Origin of the sequence: Pseudomonas sp. NY15437, assembly GCF_048068435.1 — a bacterium.
Lineage (GTDB): Bacteria > Pseudomonadota > Gammaproteobacteria > Pseudomonadales > Pseudomonadaceae > Pseudomonas > Pseudomonas nitroreducens_B.
In genome coordinates this window covers 36,812-53,893 of record NZ_JBLUQC010000023.1, presented here as the reverse complement: position 1 = coordinate 53,893, position 17,082 = coordinate 36,812, and the positions used below count along the sequence as shown (strand labels likewise).

The following is a 17,082-nucleotide window of genomic DNA, read 5'->3' as shown; positions in this document are numbered from 1 at the left end:
CGCGGAGCCAAGCATGAGCAAGAGCACCTTCCCCAGCCTGATGATCGTCGGCTGCGGCGACGTTGGCAGCCGCCTGGGCCGCCAGCTGGCCGCGCGCGACTGGCGCGTCCACGGCCTGCGTCGCACGGTCGCCGCACTACCGCTGGAAGTGCTGCCGGTGGCCGGTGACCTGGGCCAGCTCGAATGCCCGGACACCTGGCCGGTGGGTCGGCTGGACTACCTGGTGTTCTGCGCCGCCGCGAGCCAGCACGACGAAGCCGGTTACCGCGCCGCCTACGTCGAAGGCCTGCGCAACACCCTCGGCTGGCTGCAGCAGCGCGGGCAGACGCCCAGGCGCCTGCTGTTCGTCTCCAGCAGCGGCGTGTACGCCCAGCGCCACGGCGAGTGGGTCGACGAGAGCTCGCCGGCCCAAGCGCAGAGCTACTCCGGCAGCGTGATGCTCGAAGCCGAGCAACTGGCGCTGCACAGCGGCATTCCCGCCAGCGTCGTGCGCCTCACCGGCATTTATGGTCCCGGCCGCGAGTGGCTGCTCAGGCAGGTGCGCGAGGGCTACCGGGTCGCCAGCAAGCCGCCGCTGTACGCCAACCGCATCCATGCCGAAGACGCCGCCGGCCTGCTCGCCGCGCTGCTGGAAGCCGACCGCAGCGGCGCTGTGCTTGAGGACTGCTACCTCGGCGTGGACAACGAGCCGGCGGCGCTGCACGAGGTGGTCGGCTGGCTACGCGAGCAGTTGGGCGTCACCCACTGGGCCGACGAGCAGACCGTGCGCCGCGCCGGCAGCAAGCGCTGCAGCAATGCCCGCGCCCGCGCGCTGGGCTGGGCGCCGCGCTACCCGAGCTTCCGCGAAGGCTATGCGGCCATCCTCGCCGGCAAGCAGGACTGAAAGGTCTGATGGACGCCAACCGGCTGCTGGCGCGCCCCTGGTTGCCTGGGGTGGAGTTGTTCCATGCGGACTTCTCCGGCCAGCCATTCGGGCGTCACAGCCACGATGCCTTCGCCATCGGCGCCATCCTCCAGGGTGCCGGTGGCTACCAGTGCCGCGGCGCGCACCACGTGCTGCCGGCCGGTACCCTGTCGCTGATGAACCCGGAGGAGCCGCACACCGGCAATGCCGAGAGCGAGCGGCTGGTCTATCGCATGCTCTACATCGAGGAATCGCGCCTGCTCCCGCTGCTGGGGCGCAAGCAGTTGCCGCGGGGCTTCCAGGCGCTCAATCCGCACGATGACGGGCAGGTGGCGGAGGCGCTGCGGCGCGTCGCCAGCGAGTTCGAGCGCAACGATGCGCTGGCGCTGGAGAGCGAACTGCTGGCGCTGCTGGAGTTGGTGTTCGTCCGCCACGGCGGCATGCGCCCGACTGCCTCGGCGTCGCGCGATGGCAGCGTGACCGCAAGACTGCGCGACTACCTGGAGGCGCATTACCGCGAGGCGGTCAGTCTCGAAGCGCTGGCTGCGCTGCTGCAGCGCCATCCGCGCCACCTGATCGACGCCTTCCGCAACGCCTATGGCGTGCCGCCGCACACCTACCTGCTGCAGCGCCGCATCCGCGAAGCCAAGCGCCTGCTGGTGGCCGGCGAGAAGCCACTGGACGTCGCGCTGGCCCTGGGCTTCTACGACCAGGCGCACTTCTCCGGCACCTTCCGCCGCTTCACCGGCGTCACGCCGGGGCGCTTCCTGCGCACCACGCGCACCTGACTTTCTTCCAAGACCGGCGAGCCCCGACGCTTCCAGACTGCGCGACGCCGCTTTCCGGGAGATCGCCATGTTCGCCGCTTTCGCGCTGGTCGCCAGCACCCACTTCGCCGCCCTGCTGTCGCCGGGGCCGGACTTCTTCCTGTTGATCCGCGCCGCGCTGCTGCGGGGGCGGCGCCATGCCGACGGCTGCGCGGCGGGCATCGCCCTGGCCAATCTGGCGAGCATGCTGCTGGTGCTGTTCGTCCTCGGCCTGCTGCCGGACGTGGCGAGCCAGGGCCTGCGGGTGGTGCAGCTGCTGGGTGGCGCCTACTTCGTCTGGCTCGGTGCGCAGGCGGTGCTGGCGCGGCGGGAGCTGGAAATTCCCATGGAGCGGGGAGCGCTGCGCAGTGGTGGATTCCTGCGCGGTATGCGCGAGGGCCTGCTGGCCAGCAGCCTGAACCCCAAGCTGCCGATCTTTTACACCGGGCTGTTCGGCGTGCTCGGGCAGTTCCACCTGCCGGGCTGGGCGCTGGGCGTCTGCGTGCTGTGGATGGGCACGGTGGTGCTGCTGTGGGACATGGCGCTGGTGCGCCTGCTGGATCGCCCGCGCTGGCGAGGCTGGCTCAAGCGCCGGGTCACGGCGCTGGACCGCCTCTGCGGCGGCCTGCTGCTGGCGCTCGGGGGTTGGCTGCTGTGGAGCGGGCTGCGCTGACGTTGCGTCAATCGCCCCCGCTCGCGCAGGTCAGTCGCGCTCCAGGGTCCAGACCTTGTTGCCGGGTTCGTAGCTGGGCATCTCGTCGGCCTGGGCGCGGTTCACCGCTTCGAACAGCTCCAGCTTGTCGCCGTCGCGCTCGAACAGGTACTCGCGGCCCTGCTGGCCCTGTTGCAGCCAGATGCTGTCGTTGTCGCCGCTCATCGCCGCGCAGTCGCCGGCCAGGCACAGCGCGTAGCGATCGAAGCCGGGCATGCCCTCGAGGCTGCCGTTGGGGGCGAACTTGACCTTGCTGCCCTTGCCGTCGCCTTCCTCGATGATCCAGGTGCCCTTGAGGTACGCGGCGTAGAGCGCGTTCTCGAAAGTGCTGCCGGCCGGGCCTTGCGCGGCGGGCTGCTCCTTGGGGCGCTGGAAGCGCTGCTCGGGCCAGTTGTCGCTGCCCACCTGCACCAGCTCCTTGCCGTCCAGCTCCAGGGATTCCTGGTTGCTGCCGTAGAAGTCGACGCGGTAGTGCTTGGGATCTTCGGCGGTCAGTTGGCCTTCGCCCAGCTCGAAGCCGTTGCTGAAGGTGGCCTGACGGGCCTTGGTGTCCAGCTTCCATTCCAGGTTCGGGCCGTAGGCCAGCAGCGCCTCGCGCAGCTTGCCGCCCTTGCCGGCGGCATCGATGGCGGCCTGGTTGACCCAGACGCCGGAAGGGTCGGACGGGGTGCCGGCGCAGCCGGTGAGCAGGCTGACCAGGGCGCTCAGGATCAGGGCGCGACGCATGTGTGCTCCTTGCAGACAAGAAAACGGGGCCCTGAAGGCCCCGTTTGGGAGTGACGGCTTATTCCAGGACGACGATGGCGTCCATCTCGACCTGGGCGCCCTTGGGCAGGGCGGCAACGCCGATGGCGGCGCGGGCCGGGTAGGGCTGGGTGAAGTACTTGCCCATGATCTCGTTGACCTTGGCGAAGTGCGACAGGTCGGTGAGGAAGATGTTCAGCTTGGCCACGTCGTGCAGGTAGCCGCCGGAGGCTTCGATGACGGCCTTGAGGTTCTCGAAGACCTGGACGGTCTGCTCTTCGAAGCCCTCGACCAGCTCCATGGTTTTCGGGTCCAGCGGGATCTGACCGGAGACATAGACGGTGTTGCCAGCCTTGATCGCCTGGGAGTAGGTGCCAATGGCGGCCGGTGCCTTGTCGGTGTGGATAACGGTCTTGGTCATGTCGACTCCTTGGGGTGGGGATCAGCTGCGCATGCGGGTGATGCGGATCACGCCCTTGAGCGCGCGCAGCTTCTTGATGACGCGGGCCAGGTGCACACGGTCATGCACGCTGACGACGAGCTGGACCACGCTGATGCGACCGTCGCGCTCGTCCATGCTGATCTTCTCGATGTTGCCGTCGGCCGCGTTGACGCTGGTCGCCAGCAGGGCGATCAGGCCGCGCTGGTGCTCCAGCTCGACGCGCAGTTCGACGTTGAATTCGCCGGTGACATCCTTGGCCCAGCTGAGCTGGATGCACTTTTCCGGATTGTGGCGGATTTCGCTGATGTTCCGGCAGTTCTCCAGGTGCACGACCATGCCCTTGCCGGCGGACAGGTGGCCGACGATGGGGTCGCCGGGAATCGGCGTGCAGCACTTGGCGTAGCTGAGCACCAGGCCCTCGGTGCCGCGGATCGCCAGCGGCCCTTCGGCACTGGGCGCTTCTTCGCCTTCGCTGGACAGCAGGCGGCGCGCGACCACGTAGGCCATGCGGTTGCCCAGGCCGATTTCCTCGAGCAGATCCTCGAAGACTTCCATGCGGTATTCGTTGAGCACGCCCTGGATGCGCTCCTGCGGGATCTTCTCCAGGTGGCTGTCGAAGCCGGCCAGGGTCTTGTTCAGCAGGCGCTCGCCGAGGTTGATCGACTCGGAGCGGCGTTGCAGCTTGAGCGCGTGGCGGATGTGCGTGCGCGCCTTGCCGGTGACCACGAAATTGAGCCAGGCCGGGTTCGGCCGGGTGCCCGGCGCGGTGACGATCTCCACCGTCGCGCCGCTCTGCAGCGGCTCGGACAGCGGCGCCAGGCGGCGGTTGATACGGCAGGCGATGCAACTGTTGCCGACGTCGGTGTGCACCGCGTAGGCGAAGTCCACGGCGGTCGAACCCTTGGGCAGCTCCATGATGCGGCCCTTGGGCGTGAAGACGTAGACCTCGTCCGGGAACAGGTCGATCTTCACGTTCTCGATGAATTCCAGCGAGTTGCCGGCGCGCTGCTGCAGTTCGAGGATGCCCTTCACCCACTGGCGGGCGCGGGCATGGGTGCCTTTCTGCGCTTCCTCTTCACTGGACTTGTACAGCCAGTGGGCGGCGATGCCGTGGTTGGCCATCTCTTCCATCTCGCGGGTGCGGATCTGGATCTCGATGGGCACGCCATGCATGCCGAACAGCGTGGTGTGCAACGACTGGTAGCCGTTGGCCTTGGGAATCGCGATGTAGTCCTTGAAGCGACCGGGGAACGGCTTGTACAGGTTGTGCACGGCGCCGAGCACGCGGTAGCAGGTGTCGACCTTGTCGACGATGATGCGGAAGGCGTAGACGTCCATGATCTCGTTGAACGCCTTGCGCTTGCCGCGCATCTTCTTGTAGATGCTGAACAGGTGCTTTTCGCGGCCCAGGACCTGGCCTTCCATGCCTTCGCGGGCGAGGCAGTTGACCAGCGATTCCTGAATCTTGCCGACGATCTCGCGGCGGTTGCCGCGGGCTTTCTTGACTGCCTGGCGGATACGCTCGGAGCGCATCGGGTGCATGGCCTTGAAGCCCAGGTCCTCGAATTCCACGCGCATGCTGTGCATGCCCAGCCGGTTGGCGATGGGGGCGTAGATTTCCAGGGTTTCCTTGGCGATGCGCCGGCGCTTTTCGCCCGACAGCACTTCCAGGGTGCGCATGTTGTGCAGGCGGTCGGCCAGCTTCACCAGGATCACGCGGATGTCGCGCGCCATGGCCATGGCCATCTTCTGGAAGTTCTCGGCCTGCGCCTCGGCCTTGGACTCGAAGTTCATCTGGGTCAGCTTGCTGACCCCGTCCACGAGTTCCGAGACGGTCTCGCCGAACTGCCCGGTGAGGGCTTCCTTGGCGATGCCGGTGTCCTCGATCACGTCGTGCAGCATGGCCGCCATCAGGCTCTGATGGTCCATGTGCATGTCGGCGAGGATGTTGGCGACGGCGAGCGGGTGCGTGACGTAGGCTTCGCCGCTGCGGCGGCGCTGCCCGTCGTGGGCCTGCTCGGCGTAGTAGTAGGCGCGGCGGACCAGGTTGACCTGATCCGGGCCCAGATAGCTCGACAGCCGGTCGGCGAAGGCGTCTATGCTCGGCATGGGTCAACCCCCTGCCGAGCGGAACATCGCGGCGCGCCGATTCGTCGGCCTGACATCGACTTACAGGGCCTCGTTGTTGGCCTCGTCTTCAAAAGCAGCGAACAGCGGCTCTTCTTCAACCACGTCCTCCTGCTGAACGATCTCAGCATCCACCAGGCCCGAGGCGATCTCGCGCAGAGCGACGACGGTGGGCTTGTCGTTTTCCCAGGCTACCTTCGGCTCCTTGCCGCCGGTGGCCAGCTGGCGCGCGCGCTTGGTGGCGAGCATGACCAGCTCGAAACGGTTATCGACGTTGTCCAGGCAGTCTTCAACGGTGACGCGGGCCATGGTGTTCCTCGTTACTAAAATGGAAGCCCGGAGAATGCCGGGCGGACTGGATAGTCTAAAAAATCGCCAATCTGAATGGAAGTGCCTTCTCTCGCCCGTTTCAGGCCAGCAGGCTCTGCAGCAGCTCGGCATGGCGTTGCTGCTGGGCATCCTGGCGCAGCTGGCGGGCGCGGAAGATCGCCTTGAGGTCTTCCAGCGCGTGGGCGAAATCGTCGTTGATCACCAGGTGATCGTATTCCACATAGTGGCTCATCTCGCTCACCGCTTCCTGCATGCGCCGCTCGATCACCTCGTCGCTGTCCTGGCCGCGGTTGGTCAGGCGCTGGCGCAGGGCCTGCTGGCTGGGCGGCAGGATGAAGATCGACTGCGCCTGGGGCATCAGCCGGCGCACCTGCTGCGCGCCCTGCCAGTCGATCTCCAGGATCAGGTCGTTGCCGTCGGCGAGGGTCTTTTCCACCCAGCGCTGGGACGTGCCGTAGAGGTTGTCGAAGACCTGCGCATGTTCGAGAAACTCATTGCGCTCGAGCATGGCGGTGAAGGTGTCGCGGCCGACGAAGTGATAGTTCACCCCGTCCACTTCGCCCGGGCGCATGGCGCGGGTGGTGTGGGAGACGGAGACGCGCACGCTGGGCATGACGTCGAGCAGGGCCTTGACCAGGCTGGTCTTGCCGGCGCCCGACGGCGCGGAAACGATGTACAGGGTGCCGGACATGGCGCTTTCCTGGAGTTGCGGTGGATGGGACCGGAGGCGTCCGGCTTATTCGATATTCTGGACCTGTTCGCGCATCTGCTCGATCAGGACCTTGAGGTTGACCGCGGCCTGGGTGGAGCGCGGGTCGAAAGCCTTCGAACCCAGCGTGTTGGCCTCGCGGTTGAGTTCCTGCATCAGGAAGTCCAGGCGCCGCCCGGCGGCACCGCCGGCCTTGAGTACGCGGCGCACTTCGGTGACGTGGGTGCTCAGGCGGTCCAGTTCCTCGGCGACGTCGCTCTTCTGCGCCAGCAGGACCATTTCCTGCTCCAGGCGCTGCGGGTCGAGTTCGGCCTTCATCTCGGCGAAGCGGTCGAGGATCTTCTGGCGCTGGTTGGCGAGCATTTCCGGCACCAGCTGGCGCAGGTTGGCCACCTCGTCCAGCATCGCCGCCAGGCGTTCGTCGATGATCTTCGACAGCTCGGCGCCTTCGCGGGCGCGGCCGGCCTTGAGCTCGTCCAGTGCCTGGGTGAAGGCGGCCAGCGCGCTGGCATTGAGCGCCTGCGGATCGGCGGCGTCGCCCACCAGCACGCCCGGCCAGGCGAGCACCGCCAGCGGGTCGAGCGCGGCGGGGTTGTTGATCAGGCCGGCGACGGTCTCGGCGGCGGCGACCAGCTGCGCGGCGCGCTCGCGGTCGACCTGCAGCGTCTTGCCGGCGTTTTCCTCGTTGAAGCGCAGGGTGCATTCCACCTTGCCGCGCGAGAGCCCCTGGCGCAGCGCTTCGCGCACCGCGCCTTCGAGGTCGCGGAAGGCTTCGGGCAGGCGCAGGTTGGGTTCGAGGTAGCGGTGGTTGACCGAGCGCAGCTCCCAGCTCAGGGTTCCATGGCTGCTGGCGCGCTCGACGCGGGCGAAGGCGGTCATGCTGTGGACCATGGAGTCACCTCTCTCAAAGACTGGGAAAACCGCCGACATGTCGTCGGAAACCGGTAATTGTACCCCAGCGTAGCGCGCAGCCGCACGCCGGCGGTGGTTGCGCCCGTCCGCTGGCCTCTATAATGGCGGACATTCCCCCGCCAGTAATCTGTACAGGATGCCTCCATGAACCGTCCCAGTGGCCGCGCCGCCGACCAACTGCGCCCGATCCGTATCACCCGCCATTACACCAAGCACGCCGAGGGCTCCGTGCTGGTCGAGTTCGGCGACACCAAGGTGATCTGCACCGTCAGCGCCGAATCCGGTGTGCCGCGCTTCCTCAAGGGCCAGGGCCAGGGCTGGCTGACCGCCGAATACGGCATGCTGCCGCGTTCCACCGGCGAGCGTAACCAGCGCGAAGCCGCGCGCGGCAAGCAGGGTGGTCGCACCCTGGAGATCCAGCGCCTGATCGGTCGTTCCCTGCGTGCCGCGCTGGATCTTTCCAAGCTGGGCGAGAACACCCTGTACATCGACTGCGATGTGATCCAGGCCGACGGCGGTACCCGCACCGCGTCGATTACCGGGGCCACCGTGGCGTTGATTGACGCCCTGGCCGTGCTGAAGAAGCGCGGCGCGCTCAAGGGCAACCCGCTCAAGCAGATGGTCGCTGCCGTCTCCGTGGGCATGTACCAGGGCGAGCCGGTGCTGGACCTGGACTACCTGGAAGACTCCGCCGCCGAGACCGACCTGAACGTGGTCATGACCGATGCCGGCGGCTTCATCGAAGTGCAGGGCACCGCCGAGGGCGTGCCCTTCCAGCCGGCCGAGCTCAATGCCATGCTGGAGCTGGCGCAGCAGGGCCTGCGCGAACTGTTCGAACTGCAGCGCGCCGCGCTGGCGGAATGATCCGACGGGCGGCGCGTCCGCCCGATCTTCACCTGCAAGGAGCCAAAGGATGAGCGACGACGTACCGGTACAACAGGTTCAGCCGAGCCAGGAGGCCCGGCAGTGGGCGATGTTCTGCCACTTCGCCGCCTTCCTCGGCTTCATCTTCCCCTTCGGCAACCTGCTCGGGCCGCTGATCGTCTGGCAGATCAAGCGTGAATCAGACCCCTTTGTGGACCGCCAGGGCAAGGAAGCGCTGAACTTCCAGATCACCGTGAGCCTCGCGGTGGTGGTCAGTTTCCTGCTGATGCTGGTGGTGATCGGCTTCTTCCTGCTCGGGCTGGTGAGCATCGGCGCGCTGGTGCTGACCATCATCGCCGGGATCAAGGCCAACGAAGGGCTGGATTACCGCTATCCCTTCACCTGGCGGCCGATCAAGTAGGCCCGCAGCAGACACGAAAAAGCCGGCGCGAAGCCGGCTTTTTTCTGTGCGCCCGATGGCGGCAGGTGCGACTCAGATGCTCAGGGTCCAGTCGTAGTCCACGATCAGCGGCGCATGCTGGGAGAAGCGCGGCTGGCGCGGCAGCTTGGCGCTGCGCACGAAGCGGCGCAGACCCGGCGTGAGGATCTGGTAGTCGAAACGCCAGCCCAGGTTGAGCAGCTCGGCCTGTTCGCTTTCCGGCCACCAGCTGTACTGGTCGCCTTCGCGGTTGACCTCGCGCAGGGCGTCGACATAGCCCATGGTGCCGAAGATCTCATCCATCCAGCCACGCTCCGGCGCCATGAAGCCGGGCGACTGCTGGCATTCGCGCCAGTTCTTCACGTCCAGCTTCTGGTGCGCGACGTACAGCGAGCCGCAATAGATGTATTCGCGGCGCTTGCGGCGCTGCTTGTTCATGTACTGGGCGAAATCGTCCATGAACTTGAACTTGTGGTTCAGGTTCTCGTCCCCTTCCTGCCCGGTAGGCAGCAGGAGAGTGGCGATACTCACCTTGTCGAAATCGGCTTGCAGGTAGCGCCCGTAACGATCGGCCATCTCGAAACCCAGGCCGCTTATGACAGCCTTGGGTTGCAGACGACTATAGATTGCGACGCCACCCTGGCTGGGCACTTCGGCATCGCAGGCGTACAGGAAGTAGCCATCCAGTTGGTAGGATGGGTCATCCAGATCGAAAGCGGAGGCGCGGGTATCCTGCAAGCAGATCACGTCGGCATTCTGGGCTTGCAGCCAACTGAGCAAACCACGCTCGGCTGCAGCCTGAATACCATTCACGTTCACACTGATGATCCGCATAAATGGCCCCCAAAATCACGTGTGTGTATGATACCCGAGCTCAAACGGTTTAGCTAAATTCATACCGGCCGGTTCTCTCCCATGCAGCCATATCAACGCGATTTCATCCGCTTCGCCATCGAGCGCGGCGTTCTTCGTTTCGGCGAATTCACCCTCAAGTCCGGGCGCACCAGCCCGTACTTCTTCAACGCCGGCCTGTTCAACACCGGCGTTGCGCTGTCCCAGCTGGGTCGTTTCTACGCCAGTGCGGTGGTCGACAGCGGCATACCTTTCGACGTGTTGTTCGGCCCGGCCTATAAAGGAATTCCGCTGGCGGCCGCTACAGCCATTGCGCTGGCGGAACAGCATGGCCGCGACCTGCCCTGGTGCTTCAACCGCAAGGAAGCCAAGGACCACGGTGAAGGCGGCACGCTGGTCGGCGCCCCGCTGACCGGCCGCGCGCTGATCATCGACGACGTGATCACCGCCGGCACCGCGATCCGCGAAGTCATGCAGATCATCGATGCCCAGGGCGCACAGGCCGCCGGCGTGCTGATCGCGCTGAACCGCCAGGAACGCGGCAAGGGCGAGCTGTCGGCGATCCAGGAAGTCGAGCGCGACTTTTCGATCCCGGTGGTCAGTATTGTCTCGCTGGAGCAAGTGCTGGAGTATCTGGCTGGCGACAGCCAGCTCAAGCAGCATCTCGCGGCAGTCGAGGCCTATCGAGCGCAGTACGGTATCTAAGCGGAACAAGGGTGTCGGGCATGGCCAAGCAGGGTGCTTACCGTTACAGGGTGTTGATGGGGCTGCTTGGCGTCATGCTCGCCGGCCAGGTGGCGGCTGCCGGCCAGCCGGCCAGCCAGGTGGAGCTGTACCGCTATGTCGATGACCGCGGCATCACCGTCATCGACCGCCTGGGTGTGCCGCCGCAGTACATCGGCAAGGGTTACCAGGTGCTCAACGAGCAGGGCCGGGTGATCCGCGAGGTACCGCCGGCGCCGACCGCCGCCGAGATCGAGCAGCGCAAGGCAGATGCCGCCCGCGCCAGTTCCGACCAGCAGCTGATGCGCCTGTACACCAGCGTCGAGGACGTCGACCGTGCCCGTGACCGCAAGCTGGCCGAACTCGATGGGCTGACCAGTGTGGCCAAGGGCAACCTGCAGTCGCTGAAGAACCAGCAGGCCAACCTCCAGGCCCGCGCTGCCGATCAGGAGCGCGCCGGGCGCCCGGTGCCGGAGGATCTGGTCGCGCAACTGAACAACCTGCGCAGCGACGAACAACGCCTGCTGCAGGACATCGCCCGTTACCAGCAGCTGCGCACCCAGGCGCAGAGCAGCTTCGCCGCTGATCGGGCGCGTTTCGTCCAGATCTCCGGCGGCAATTGAGGCAGGCGCTCGCCGCGCTTACTGCTGCGGCGAGACCCGCTCGAATTCATTGATCTTCCCGCGCAGCCAGTCCGGCAGCGGCTGGCTCGTGCGGTCAACGCCCGCATAGGCGTAGATCAGTTCCCCCAGCGTCAGCAGGGTTTCCTCGCACCAGATCGACACCTGGAAGGTCAGGCTGCTGCGGCCCAGCCGGCTGACGCGCACGCCCATTTCCAGCCAGTCGTCGAAGCGGGCGGGCGCCAGGTATTCCAGGGTGGTCTTCACCGCGAACAGATCGCCGCCGCCGCGCAGCAGGTCTGCCGGGTAGCTCACGCCCAGGTGGCGGTAGTACTCGGTGGTGGCGACGTCGGCGTAGGTCAGGTAGTTGCCGTTGAAGACGATGCCCTGCGGGTCGACCTCCGACCAGCGCACGCGCAGGCCGTGGAAGAAGCTGAAGTCATTGCGGGAGACGGGAGAGGCGGCCATGGCGGACAAACTCCTGAAGGCGAGTTCGACGCGGCCTGCGCATGAGCTGGCGGCGGCGTCGAACAGGCAAAAAAACACCCGCGTGGATCGCTCCAGGCGGGTGTCGTTTTCGATCAGCGATGCTTGCGGTTGGTGATCAGCGTGCCGACACCGCTGTCGGTGAAGATCTCCAGCAGCACGGCGTTGGGCACGCGGCCATCGATGATGTGCGCGCTGGTCACGCCGCCCTGCACCGCTTCCAGGGCGCAACGGATCTTCGGCAGCATGCCGCCGTAGATGGTGCCGTCGGCGATCAGCTCGTTGACCTGCTCGGTGGTCAGGCCGGTGAGGACCTGGCCCTGCTTGTCCATCAGGCCGGCGATGTTGGTGAGCAGCATCAGCTTCTCGGCCTTCAGCGCCTCGGCCACCTTGCCGGCCACCAGGTCGGCGTTGATGTTGTAGGACTCGCCGTTGGCGCCCACGCCGATCGGTGCGATGACCGGGATGAAGTCGCCCTGCACCAGCATGTTCAGCAGCTCGACGTTGACCCCGGTGACTTCGCCCACGTGGCCGATGTCGATGATTTCCGGCTTGGTCATCTCCGGCGTCTGGCGGGTGACGGTGAGCTTCTTCGCGCGGATCAGCTCGGCGTCCTTGCCGGTCAGGCCGATGGCGCTGCCGCCATGACGGTTGATCAGGTTGACGATGTCCTTGTTCACCTGGCCGCCGAGGACCATTTCCACCACGTCCATGGTCTGCGCGTCGGTGACGCGCATGCCATCGATGAAGTGGCTCTCGATCGACAGGCGGTTGAGCAGGTCGCCGATCTGCGGACCGCCACCATGGACCACCACCGGATTGATGCCGACGGCCTTCATCAGCACCACGTCGCGGGCGAAGCTGTTCTTCAGCTCGTCCGTTTCCATGGCGTTGCCGCCGTACTTGATCACCAGCGTCTTGCCGACGAAGCGGCGGATGTAGGGCAGGGCTTCGGCAAGGACGCGGGCAACCTGGGCGGCGTCATCGCGGCTCTGGGTCATGGTGGGCTCCGGCATAGTGCTACGTAAGGGTCAGAAGGGCAGGCTGAGCGCGGGGTCGACCGCTTTCAGCTGGGTACGGAACACGTCCTTGATGCGTTCCAGTTCGTCCTGGGAATCCGCCTCGAAACGCAGCACCAGCACCGGCGTGGTGTTGGAGGCACGAACCAGGCCCCAGCCTTTGGGGTAATCCACGCGCACGCCGTCCAGGGTGGTGAGGTTGGCTTCACCCCACTGGCCGCGGGCCTGCAGCGCCTCGATCAGGGCGAACTTGCCCTCGTCGGTGACGGTGATGTTGATTTCCGGGGTGGAAATGTCCAGCGGGAAGGCGGAGAACACGCGCTCGGCGTCGCGCTTGTCCAGGCTGATGATTTCCAGCAGGCGCGCGGCGCTGTAGATGCCGTCGTCGAAGCCGTACCAGCGCTCCTTGAAGAAGATGTGGCCGCTCATCTCGCCGGCGAGCAGGGCGCCGGTTTCCTTCATTTTCTTCTTGATCAGCGAGTGGCCGGTCTTCCACATCACCGGACGGCCGCCGTAGCCGCTGATCAGCGAGATCAGGCGACGGGTGCATTTGACGTCGAAGATGATGTCCGCGCCCGGGTTGCGCGAAACCACGTCCTTGGCGAACAGCATCAGCAGGCGGTCGGGGTAGATGATGGTGCCTTCGTTGGTCACCACGCCCACGCGGTCGCCGTCGCCGTCGAAGGCCAGGCCCAGGTCGGCGCCGGTTTCCTTGACCTTGGCGATCAGGTCTTCCAGGTTCTCGGGCTTGCCCGGGTCCGGGTGGTGGTTGGGGAAGGTGCCGTCGACGTCGCAGTACAGCGGGATCACGGTGCAGCCCAGGGCTTCGATCAGCTGCGGGGCGATCACGCCGGCCACGCCGTTGCCGCAGTCCACCACCACTTTCAGCGGCTTGGCCAGGGCGATGTCGTCGCGGATCTGCTGGAAGTAGCGCGGCAGGATGTCGATCTGCTGCACGCTGCCCACGCCGGAGGCGAGGTCATCGTTCTGGATGCGCTCGCGCAGGGCCTGGATCTGTTCGTTGGCCAGGGTCTCGCCGGCGACGACGATCTTGAAGCCGTTGTAGTCCGGCGGGTTGTGGCTGCCGGTGAGCATCACGCCCGACTTGCCTTCCAGGACGTTGGCCGCGTAGTACAGGACCGGCGTGGGCACCATGCCGATGTCGGTGACCTGGCAGCCGCAATCGACCAGGCCCTGGATCAGTTGCTGGACCAGCTCGGGGCCGGACAGGCGGCCGTCACGGCCCACGGAGACGCACGGCTCGCCGCGCGCCAGGCTTTCGGAACCGATCGCGCGGCCGACCCAGTAGGCGGTCTCGGCGGTCAGGGTGTCGCCGACCACGCCACGGATGTCGTAGGCGCGGAAGATGCTGGCGGGCAGCTGCGGGGCTTTTGGCGTGCTCATAGCGTGTGTGTGCTCCAATCCCAGGAGGTCCTGGTCTTCATCAAGAATGTCGATGTCCAGAATGTCGGTGCTCTGGAACAGCGGATCGACCAATGGCGTGTCGGCTCCGGCGGTCGGGGCGCTGGCAGCGGCGACAGCCGGCGTCGGCTGTACGGGGGCTGCTGGCGCGGCGGGGGCGCTGGCACCGGGTGTTTCGGTCTTGCGGCGCGGCTGGCGGGCCAGCGCCTGAGCCAGCGCCTGCAGACTCGGCAGGCTCAGCTCAGGAGCTTTGGCAGTGCGTTGGCCGGCGAGTTCCTGAATGAACTGCCCCAGGGCCTGGGCATCTTTGCTGACCCGGCGCTGCATCGCACTTTGCGCAAGATAGAGGCCCAGCAGGCCGCCGGCCAGTGCCAGGAGCGCGGCGATGCCCAGCAGGGCTGGCGAATACAGCGGCGCGGTGACGGTCGGGCCGGGGCTGAAACGCAGCTTCCAGTTCGGGTTGCCGCTGGGCAGTTCGATGGCGCTGGCGCCGTCGGCCTGGCCACGTTGCAGCAGGACCTGGGCGGGCGAGTTGCCGAACTGCTGGGACAGCTGCAGCTGGCCGATGTCGGCGGACATCGGCGGCAGGCTGGCCAGCACACGCTGCAGGTCGACGACCAGCAGCAGCGAGCCCTGGATCGAATTGTCCGCGCCGCGCAGGGCGGTGGGGCTGTAGACCAGCCAGCGGGTGCCGACCTTGTAGGCCTCCGGCGCCACGGCCTGGCCGCTCTCGACGCGGTGCAGCATGTCCAGCGCCGCGTAGTTCAGCGGGCCGAGGCGGGACGTGTCCTGCACGGCCTGGCCGCTGGCGTTCAGGTGCACATCCACCAGGCCGTCCAGATGGCCCTGGGTCAGGGTCTTCTCCAGCGCGGCGATGCGGGTCGGATCATTGCTTTGCAGGGTCGGCAGCAACTGCGGGTCGCTTGCCATGGCGCGGCTGTCGGCGGCCAGCAGGCTGAGGGACTGGCGCAGGGCGCCCGCCTGGTTCTCCGACCAGGCGCTGCTGACCTGGCGGACATGCGCCTGGTCGGCCTGGCCAAACAGGCTGAACCACAGCAACGCACCCGCTGCCGCCACTCCGCCCACGGTTAGCGCCAGGGCCGGCAGCAGCGGCTTGAGGTCGAGCTTGGCGGCCGGGCCCTTGGCGGGCTTCTCCGCCGGCACGAGTTCCGGCAGCTCGGCGCTGTCCTTGGCAGTGCGTTGGAAAAGTTTCATGCAACGTCTCCTCGGCGATTCATCCTGAAAGGGGTAAGGGTCAATGGCTGCCGGAATGCCCGAAGCCGCCGGCGCCGCGCTGGCTCTCGTCGAAACTCTCGACCAGCTCGAAATGCGCCTGCACCACCGGTACCAGCACCAGCTGGGCGATGCGTTCGCCGATGGCGATGGTGAATGCGCTGTTGCCGCGGTTCCAGCAGGAGACCATCAGCTCGCCCTGGTAGTCGGAATCGATCAGCCCCACCAGGTTGCCCAGCACGATGCCGTGCTTGTGGCCCAGGCCCGAGCGCGGAAGGATCAGCGCCGCCAGGCCCGGATCGGCGATGTAGATGGACAGGCCGGTGGGGATCAGCACGGTCTGGCCCGGCTCGAGGACACAGTCCTCCTTGAGCATGGCGCGCAGGTCGAGGCCGGCGGAACCCGGGGTGGCGTACTGCGGCAGCGGGAAGTCGCTGCCCAGGCGGGGATCGAGGATCTTGGCTTGCAGGGAGTGCATTGAGTTCTCAGTGTCGAGTGATGCGTTCGGCGATGAAGGCGATCAGCTGGCGGGCGATCTTGCCCTTGCTGGTCTGGGCGAACGCAGTCTTGTGCAATTCGCGGTCGATGACCGTGATGGCGTTCTCTTCGCTATTGAAGCCGATGGACGGATTGGCCACGTCGTTGGCGACGATCAGGTCGAGATTCTTGTCCTTGAGCTTGCGCGAGGCGTATTCGAGCAGGTTCTCGGTCTCCGCCGCGAAGCCGACGCTGAAGGGCCGGTCCTCGCGCAGCGAGAGGGTGGCGAGAATGTCGGGATTGCGCACCAGCTGCAAGAGCAATCCGTCACCGGTGGTGGGGTCTTTCTTCAGTTTCTGCGTGGCGACCAGCTCGGGCCGGTAGTCGGCCACGGCGGCGGAGGCGATCAGGATGTCCGCCGGCATCGCCGCTTCGCAGGCGGCGAGCATGTCGCGGGCGCTGACCACGTCGACGCGGCTGACCCGGTCCGGGGTCGGCAGGTGTACCGGGCCGGTCACCAGGGTCACGCGGGCGCCGGCTTCGGCGGCGGCCTCGGCCAGGGCGAAGCCCATCTTCCCTGAGCTGTGGTTGGTGATGTAGCGCACCGGGTCGATGTTTTCCTGGGTCGGCCCTGCGGTAATCAGGATGTGCTGGCCGGTCAGGGCCTTGAACTCGAAGCAGTCGGCAGCCAGTTGCGCCAGCTCGTGCGCTTCGAGCATGCGGCCGGGGCCGACATCGCCGCAGGCCTGGCTGCCGGCGGCGGGGCCGAAGAAGCGCAGGCCGCGCGAACGCAGCAGTTCGGCATTCACCTGGGTGGCCGGGTCGCGCCACATGGCCTGGTTCATTGCCGGCGCCAGGGCAACCTGCGCGTCGGTGGCCAGCACCAGGGTGGTCAGCAGGTCGTTGGCCACGCCCTGGGCCAGGCGCGCCATGAGGTCGGCAGTGGCGGGGGCGATCAGCACCAGGTCGGCCCAGCGGGCCAGCTCGATGTGCCCCATGGCCGCTTCGGCGGCGGGGTCGAGCAGGTCCAGGTGCACCGGATGGCCGGACAGCGCCTGGAGCGTGAGCGGGGTGATGAACTCGCGGCCGCCCTGGGTCATCACGACACGCACCTCGGCGCCCTGGTCGCGCAGGCGGCGGACCAGTTCGGCGCTCTTGTAGGCGGCGATGCCGCCGCCGACGCCCAGAACGATGCGTTTACGATAGAGCCGCTGCATAGGCCAGCCTTAAATACGGAAATGGATGACGCGCGCTGAAGCCG

Annotated in this window: 19 protein-coding genes; 7 read left to right on the top strand and 12 right to left on the bottom strand. The window is 66.7% G+C overall.

The genetic code is table 11. From position 1 onward, the window contains the following. Window positions 1–13 precede the first annotated feature (13 nt). From ACNFIA_RS30615 to ACNFIA_RS30605, 3 genes are all read left to right on the top strand, one after another. A complete protein-coding gene (locus ACNFIA_RS30615; RefSeq protein WP_416790823.1) occupies window positions 14–883 on the top strand; it encodes an NAD-dependent epimerase/dehydratase family protein in 870 nt (289 codons plus the stop codon). A gap of 8 nt (window positions 884–891) precedes the next feature. Further along, window positions 892–1,692 carry an AraC family transcriptional regulator gene (locus tag ACNFIA_RS30610; RefSeq protein WP_416790822.1) on the top strand — a complete coding sequence of 267 codons (801 nt, stop codon included), beginning with the start codon at window positions 892–894 and terminating at the stop codon, window positions 1,690–1,692. A gap of 67 nt (window positions 1,693–1,759) precedes the next feature. Beyond that, entirely contained in the window at window positions 1,760–2,383 is a 624-nt protein-coding gene (locus ACNFIA_RS30605; protein ID WP_259758097.1) for a LysE family translocator, read from the top strand. A gap of 30 nt (window positions 2,384–2,413) precedes the next feature. Here ACNFIA_RS30605 and ACNFIA_RS30600 read toward each other — a convergent pair whose 3' ends face one another. The 6 genes from ACNFIA_RS30600 to ACNFIA_RS30575 all read right to left on the bottom strand — a co-directional run bounded on the left by ACNFIA_RS30600 (window position 2,414) and on the right by ACNFIA_RS30575 (window position 7,665). Beyond that, a complete protein-coding gene (locus tag ACNFIA_RS30600) occupies window positions 2,414–3,148 on the bottom strand; it encodes a hypothetical protein (RefSeq protein WP_259758096.1) in 735 nt (244 codons plus the stop codon). Window positions 3,149–3,206: 58 nt separating this feature from the next. Further along, window positions 3,207–3,587 (bottom strand): RidA family protein, encoded by a 381-nt coding sequence (locus ACNFIA_RS30595; RefSeq protein ID WP_024762056.1) that lies wholly within the window; start codon window positions 3,585–3,587, stop codon window positions 3,207–3,209. A gap of 21 nt (window positions 3,588–3,608) precedes the next feature. After that, window positions 3,609–5,717 (bottom strand): bifunctional GTP diphosphokinase/guanosine-3',5'-bis pyrophosphate 3'-pyrophosphohydrolase, encoded by a 2,109-nt coding sequence (gene spoT, locus ACNFIA_RS30590; RefSeq protein WP_259758095.1) that lies wholly within the window; start codon window positions 5,715–5,717, stop codon window positions 3,609–3,611. 60 nt (window positions 5,718–5,777) lie between these two features. Beyond that, window positions 5,778–6,044: a DNA-directed RNA polymerase subunit omega gene (gene rpoZ, locus ACNFIA_RS30585; protein WP_043256481.1), complete on the bottom strand. Its 267-nt coding sequence runs from the start codon at window positions 6,042–6,044 to the stop codon at window positions 5,778–5,780. A gap of 100 nt (window positions 6,045–6,144) precedes the next feature. After that, window positions 6,145–6,756 carry a guanylate kinase gene (gmk, locus tag ACNFIA_RS30580; RefSeq protein ID WP_259758094.1) on the bottom strand — a complete coding sequence of 204 codons (612 nt, stop codon included), beginning with the start codon at window positions 6,754–6,756 and terminating at the stop codon, window positions 6,145–6,147. Between the two features lie 45 nt (window positions 6,757–6,801). Then, window positions 6,802–7,665, bottom strand: a complete 864-nt coding sequence (locus ACNFIA_RS30575) for a YicC/YloC family endoribonuclease (protein WP_416790820.1) — start codon at window positions 7,663–7,665, stop codon at window positions 6,802–6,804. A gap of 165 nt (window positions 7,666–7,830) precedes the next feature. Here ACNFIA_RS30575 and rph point away from each other — a divergent pair, with 165 nt between their 5' ends. After that, window positions 7,831–8,550 carry a ribonuclease PH gene (rph, locus tag ACNFIA_RS30570; RefSeq protein WP_416790818.1) on the top strand — a complete coding sequence of 240 codons (720 nt, stop codon included), beginning with the start codon at window positions 7,831–7,833 and terminating at the stop codon, window positions 8,548–8,550. Between the two features lie 49 nt (window positions 8,551–8,599). After that, window positions 8,600–8,971, top strand: coding sequence for a DUF4870 domain-containing protein (locus ACNFIA_RS30565; RefSeq protein ID WP_416790817.1), 372 nt, complete (start codon window positions 8,600–8,602; stop codon window positions 8,969–8,971). Window positions 8,972–9,043: 72 nt separating this feature from the next. Here ACNFIA_RS30565 and ACNFIA_RS30560 read toward each other — a convergent pair whose 3' ends face one another. Further along, window positions 9,044–9,823, bottom strand: a complete 780-nt coding sequence (locus tag ACNFIA_RS30560; RefSeq protein ID WP_015479555.1) for an exodeoxyribonuclease III — start codon at window positions 9,821–9,823, stop codon at window positions 9,044–9,046. An 81-nt stretch (window positions 9,824–9,904) separates the two neighbouring features. On the opposite strand from ACNFIA_RS30560, the gene pyrE reads away from it, so the two are divergent. Then, window positions 9,905–10,546, top strand: coding sequence for an orotate phosphoribosyltransferase (gene pyrE, locus ACNFIA_RS30555; RefSeq protein WP_259758090.1), 642 nt, complete (start codon window positions 9,905–9,907; stop codon window positions 10,544–10,546). 20 nt (window positions 10,547–10,566) lie between these two features. Continuing rightward, complete coding sequence (locus ACNFIA_RS30550) at window positions 10,567–11,187, top strand: DUF4124 domain-containing protein (RefSeq protein ID WP_416790816.1); 621 nt, start codon at window positions 10,567–10,569, stop codon at window positions 11,185–11,187. Window positions 11,188–11,205: 18 nt separating this feature from the next. Here ACNFIA_RS30550 and ACNFIA_RS30545 read toward each other — a convergent pair whose 3' ends face one another. From ACNFIA_RS30545 to coaBC, 5 genes are all read right to left on the bottom strand, one after another. Then, the gene (locus tag ACNFIA_RS30545; RefSeq protein ID WP_088419879.1) at window positions 11,206–11,652 is read right to left on the bottom strand and encodes an acyl-CoA thioesterase; all 447 of its coding nucleotides are present in this window, start codon (window positions 11,650–11,652) and stop codon (window positions 11,206–11,208) included. Window positions 11,653–11,765: 113 nt separating this feature from the next. Next, window positions 11,766–12,671 (bottom strand): acetylglutamate kinase, encoded by a 906-nt coding sequence (gene argB, locus ACNFIA_RS30540; RefSeq protein ID WP_259758089.1) that lies wholly within the window; start codon window positions 12,669–12,671, stop codon window positions 11,766–11,768. Between the two features lie 30 nt (window positions 12,672–12,701). Beyond that, window positions 12,702–15,326: a phosphomannomutase/phosphoglucomutase gene (locus ACNFIA_RS30535; RefSeq protein ID WP_416790815.1), complete on the bottom strand. Its 2,625-nt coding sequence runs from the start codon at window positions 15,324–15,326 to the stop codon at window positions 12,702–12,704. 40 nt (window positions 15,327–15,366) lie between these two features. Continuing rightward, window positions 15,367–15,822, bottom strand: a complete 456-nt coding sequence (gene dut / locus ACNFIA_RS30530; protein ID WP_259758087.1) for a dUTP diphosphatase — start codon at window positions 15,820–15,822, stop codon at window positions 15,367–15,369. A 7-nt stretch (window positions 15,823–15,829) separates the two neighbouring features. Beyond that, a complete protein-coding gene (gene coaBC / locus ACNFIA_RS30525; protein ID WP_259758086.1) occupies window positions 15,830–17,038 on the bottom strand; it encodes a bifunctional phosphopantothenoylcysteine decarboxylase/phosphopantothenate--cysteine ligase CoaBC in 1,209 nt (402 codons plus the stop codon). Window positions 17,039–17,082: the final 44 nt, after the last annotated feature.

Excerpts from the sequence above, each read along its gene's own strand:
- ACNFIA_RS30615 (WP_416790823.1), top strand. The coding sequence starts at position 14 with ATGAGCAAGAGCACCTTCCCCAGCCTGATGATCGTCGGCTGCGGCGAC.
- ACNFIA_RS30610 (WP_416790822.1), top strand. The coding sequence starts at position 892 with ATGGACGCCAACCGGCTGCTGGCGCGCCCCTGGTTGCCTGGGGTGGAG.
- ACNFIA_RS30605 (WP_259758097.1), top strand. The coding sequence starts at position 1,760 with ATGTTCGCCGCTTTCGCGCTGGTCGCCAGCACCCACTTCGCCGCCCTG.
- ACNFIA_RS30600 (WP_259758096.1), bottom strand. The coding sequence starts at position 3,148 with ATGCGTCGCGCCCTGATCCTGAGCGCCCTGGTCAGCCTGCTCACCGGC.
- ACNFIA_RS30595 (WP_024762056.1), bottom strand. The coding sequence starts at position 3,587 with ATGACCAAGACCGTTATCCACACCGACAAGGCACCGGCCGCCATTGGC.
- spoT (WP_259758095.1), bottom strand. The coding sequence starts at position 5,717 with ATGCCGAGCATAGACGCCTTCGCCGACCGGCTGTCGAGCTATCTGGGC.
- rpoZ (WP_043256481.1), bottom strand. The coding sequence starts at position 6,044 with ATGGCCCGCGTCACCGTTGAAGACTGCCTGGACAACGTCGATAACCGT.
- gmk (WP_259758094.1), bottom strand. The coding sequence starts at position 6,756 with ATGTCCGGCACCCTGTACATCGTTTCCGCGCCGTCGGGCGCCGGCAAG.
- ACNFIA_RS30575 (WP_416790820.1), bottom strand. The coding sequence starts at position 7,665 with ATGGTCCACAGCATGACCGCCTTCGCCCGCGTCGAGCGCGCCAGCAGC.
- rph (WP_416790818.1), top strand. The coding sequence starts at position 7,831 with ATGAACCGTCCCAGTGGCCGCGCCGCCGACCAACTGCGCCCGATCCGT.
- ACNFIA_RS30565 (WP_416790817.1), top strand. The coding sequence starts at position 8,600 with ATGAGCGACGACGTACCGGTACAACAGGTTCAGCCGAGCCAGGAGGCC.
- ACNFIA_RS30560 (WP_015479555.1), bottom strand. The coding sequence starts at position 9,823 with ATGCGGATCATCAGTGTGAACGTGAATGGTATTCAGGCTGCAGCCGAG.
- pyrE (WP_259758090.1), top strand. The coding sequence starts at position 9,905 with ATGCAGCCATATCAACGCGATTTCATCCGCTTCGCCATCGAGCGCGGC.
- ACNFIA_RS30550 (WP_416790816.1), top strand. The coding sequence starts at position 10,567 with ATGGCCAAGCAGGGTGCTTACCGTTACAGGGTGTTGATGGGGCTGCTT.
- ACNFIA_RS30545 (WP_088419879.1), bottom strand. The coding sequence starts at position 11,652 with ATGGCCGCCTCTCCCGTCTCCCGCAATGACTTCAGCTTCTTCCACGGC.
- argB (WP_259758089.1), bottom strand. The coding sequence starts at position 12,671 with ATGACCCAGAGCCGCGATGACGCCGCCCAGGTTGCCCGCGTCCTTGCC.
- ACNFIA_RS30535 (WP_416790815.1), bottom strand. The coding sequence starts at position 15,326 with ATGAAACTTTTCCAACGCACTGCCAAGGACAGCGCCGAGCTGCCGGAA.
- dut (WP_259758087.1), bottom strand. The coding sequence starts at position 15,822 with ATGCACTCCCTGCAAGCCAAGATCCTCGATCCCCGCCTGGGCAGCGAC.
- coaBC (WP_259758086.1), bottom strand. The coding sequence starts at position 17,038 with ATGCAGCGGCTCTATCGTAAACGCATCGTTCTGGGCGTCGGCGGCGGC.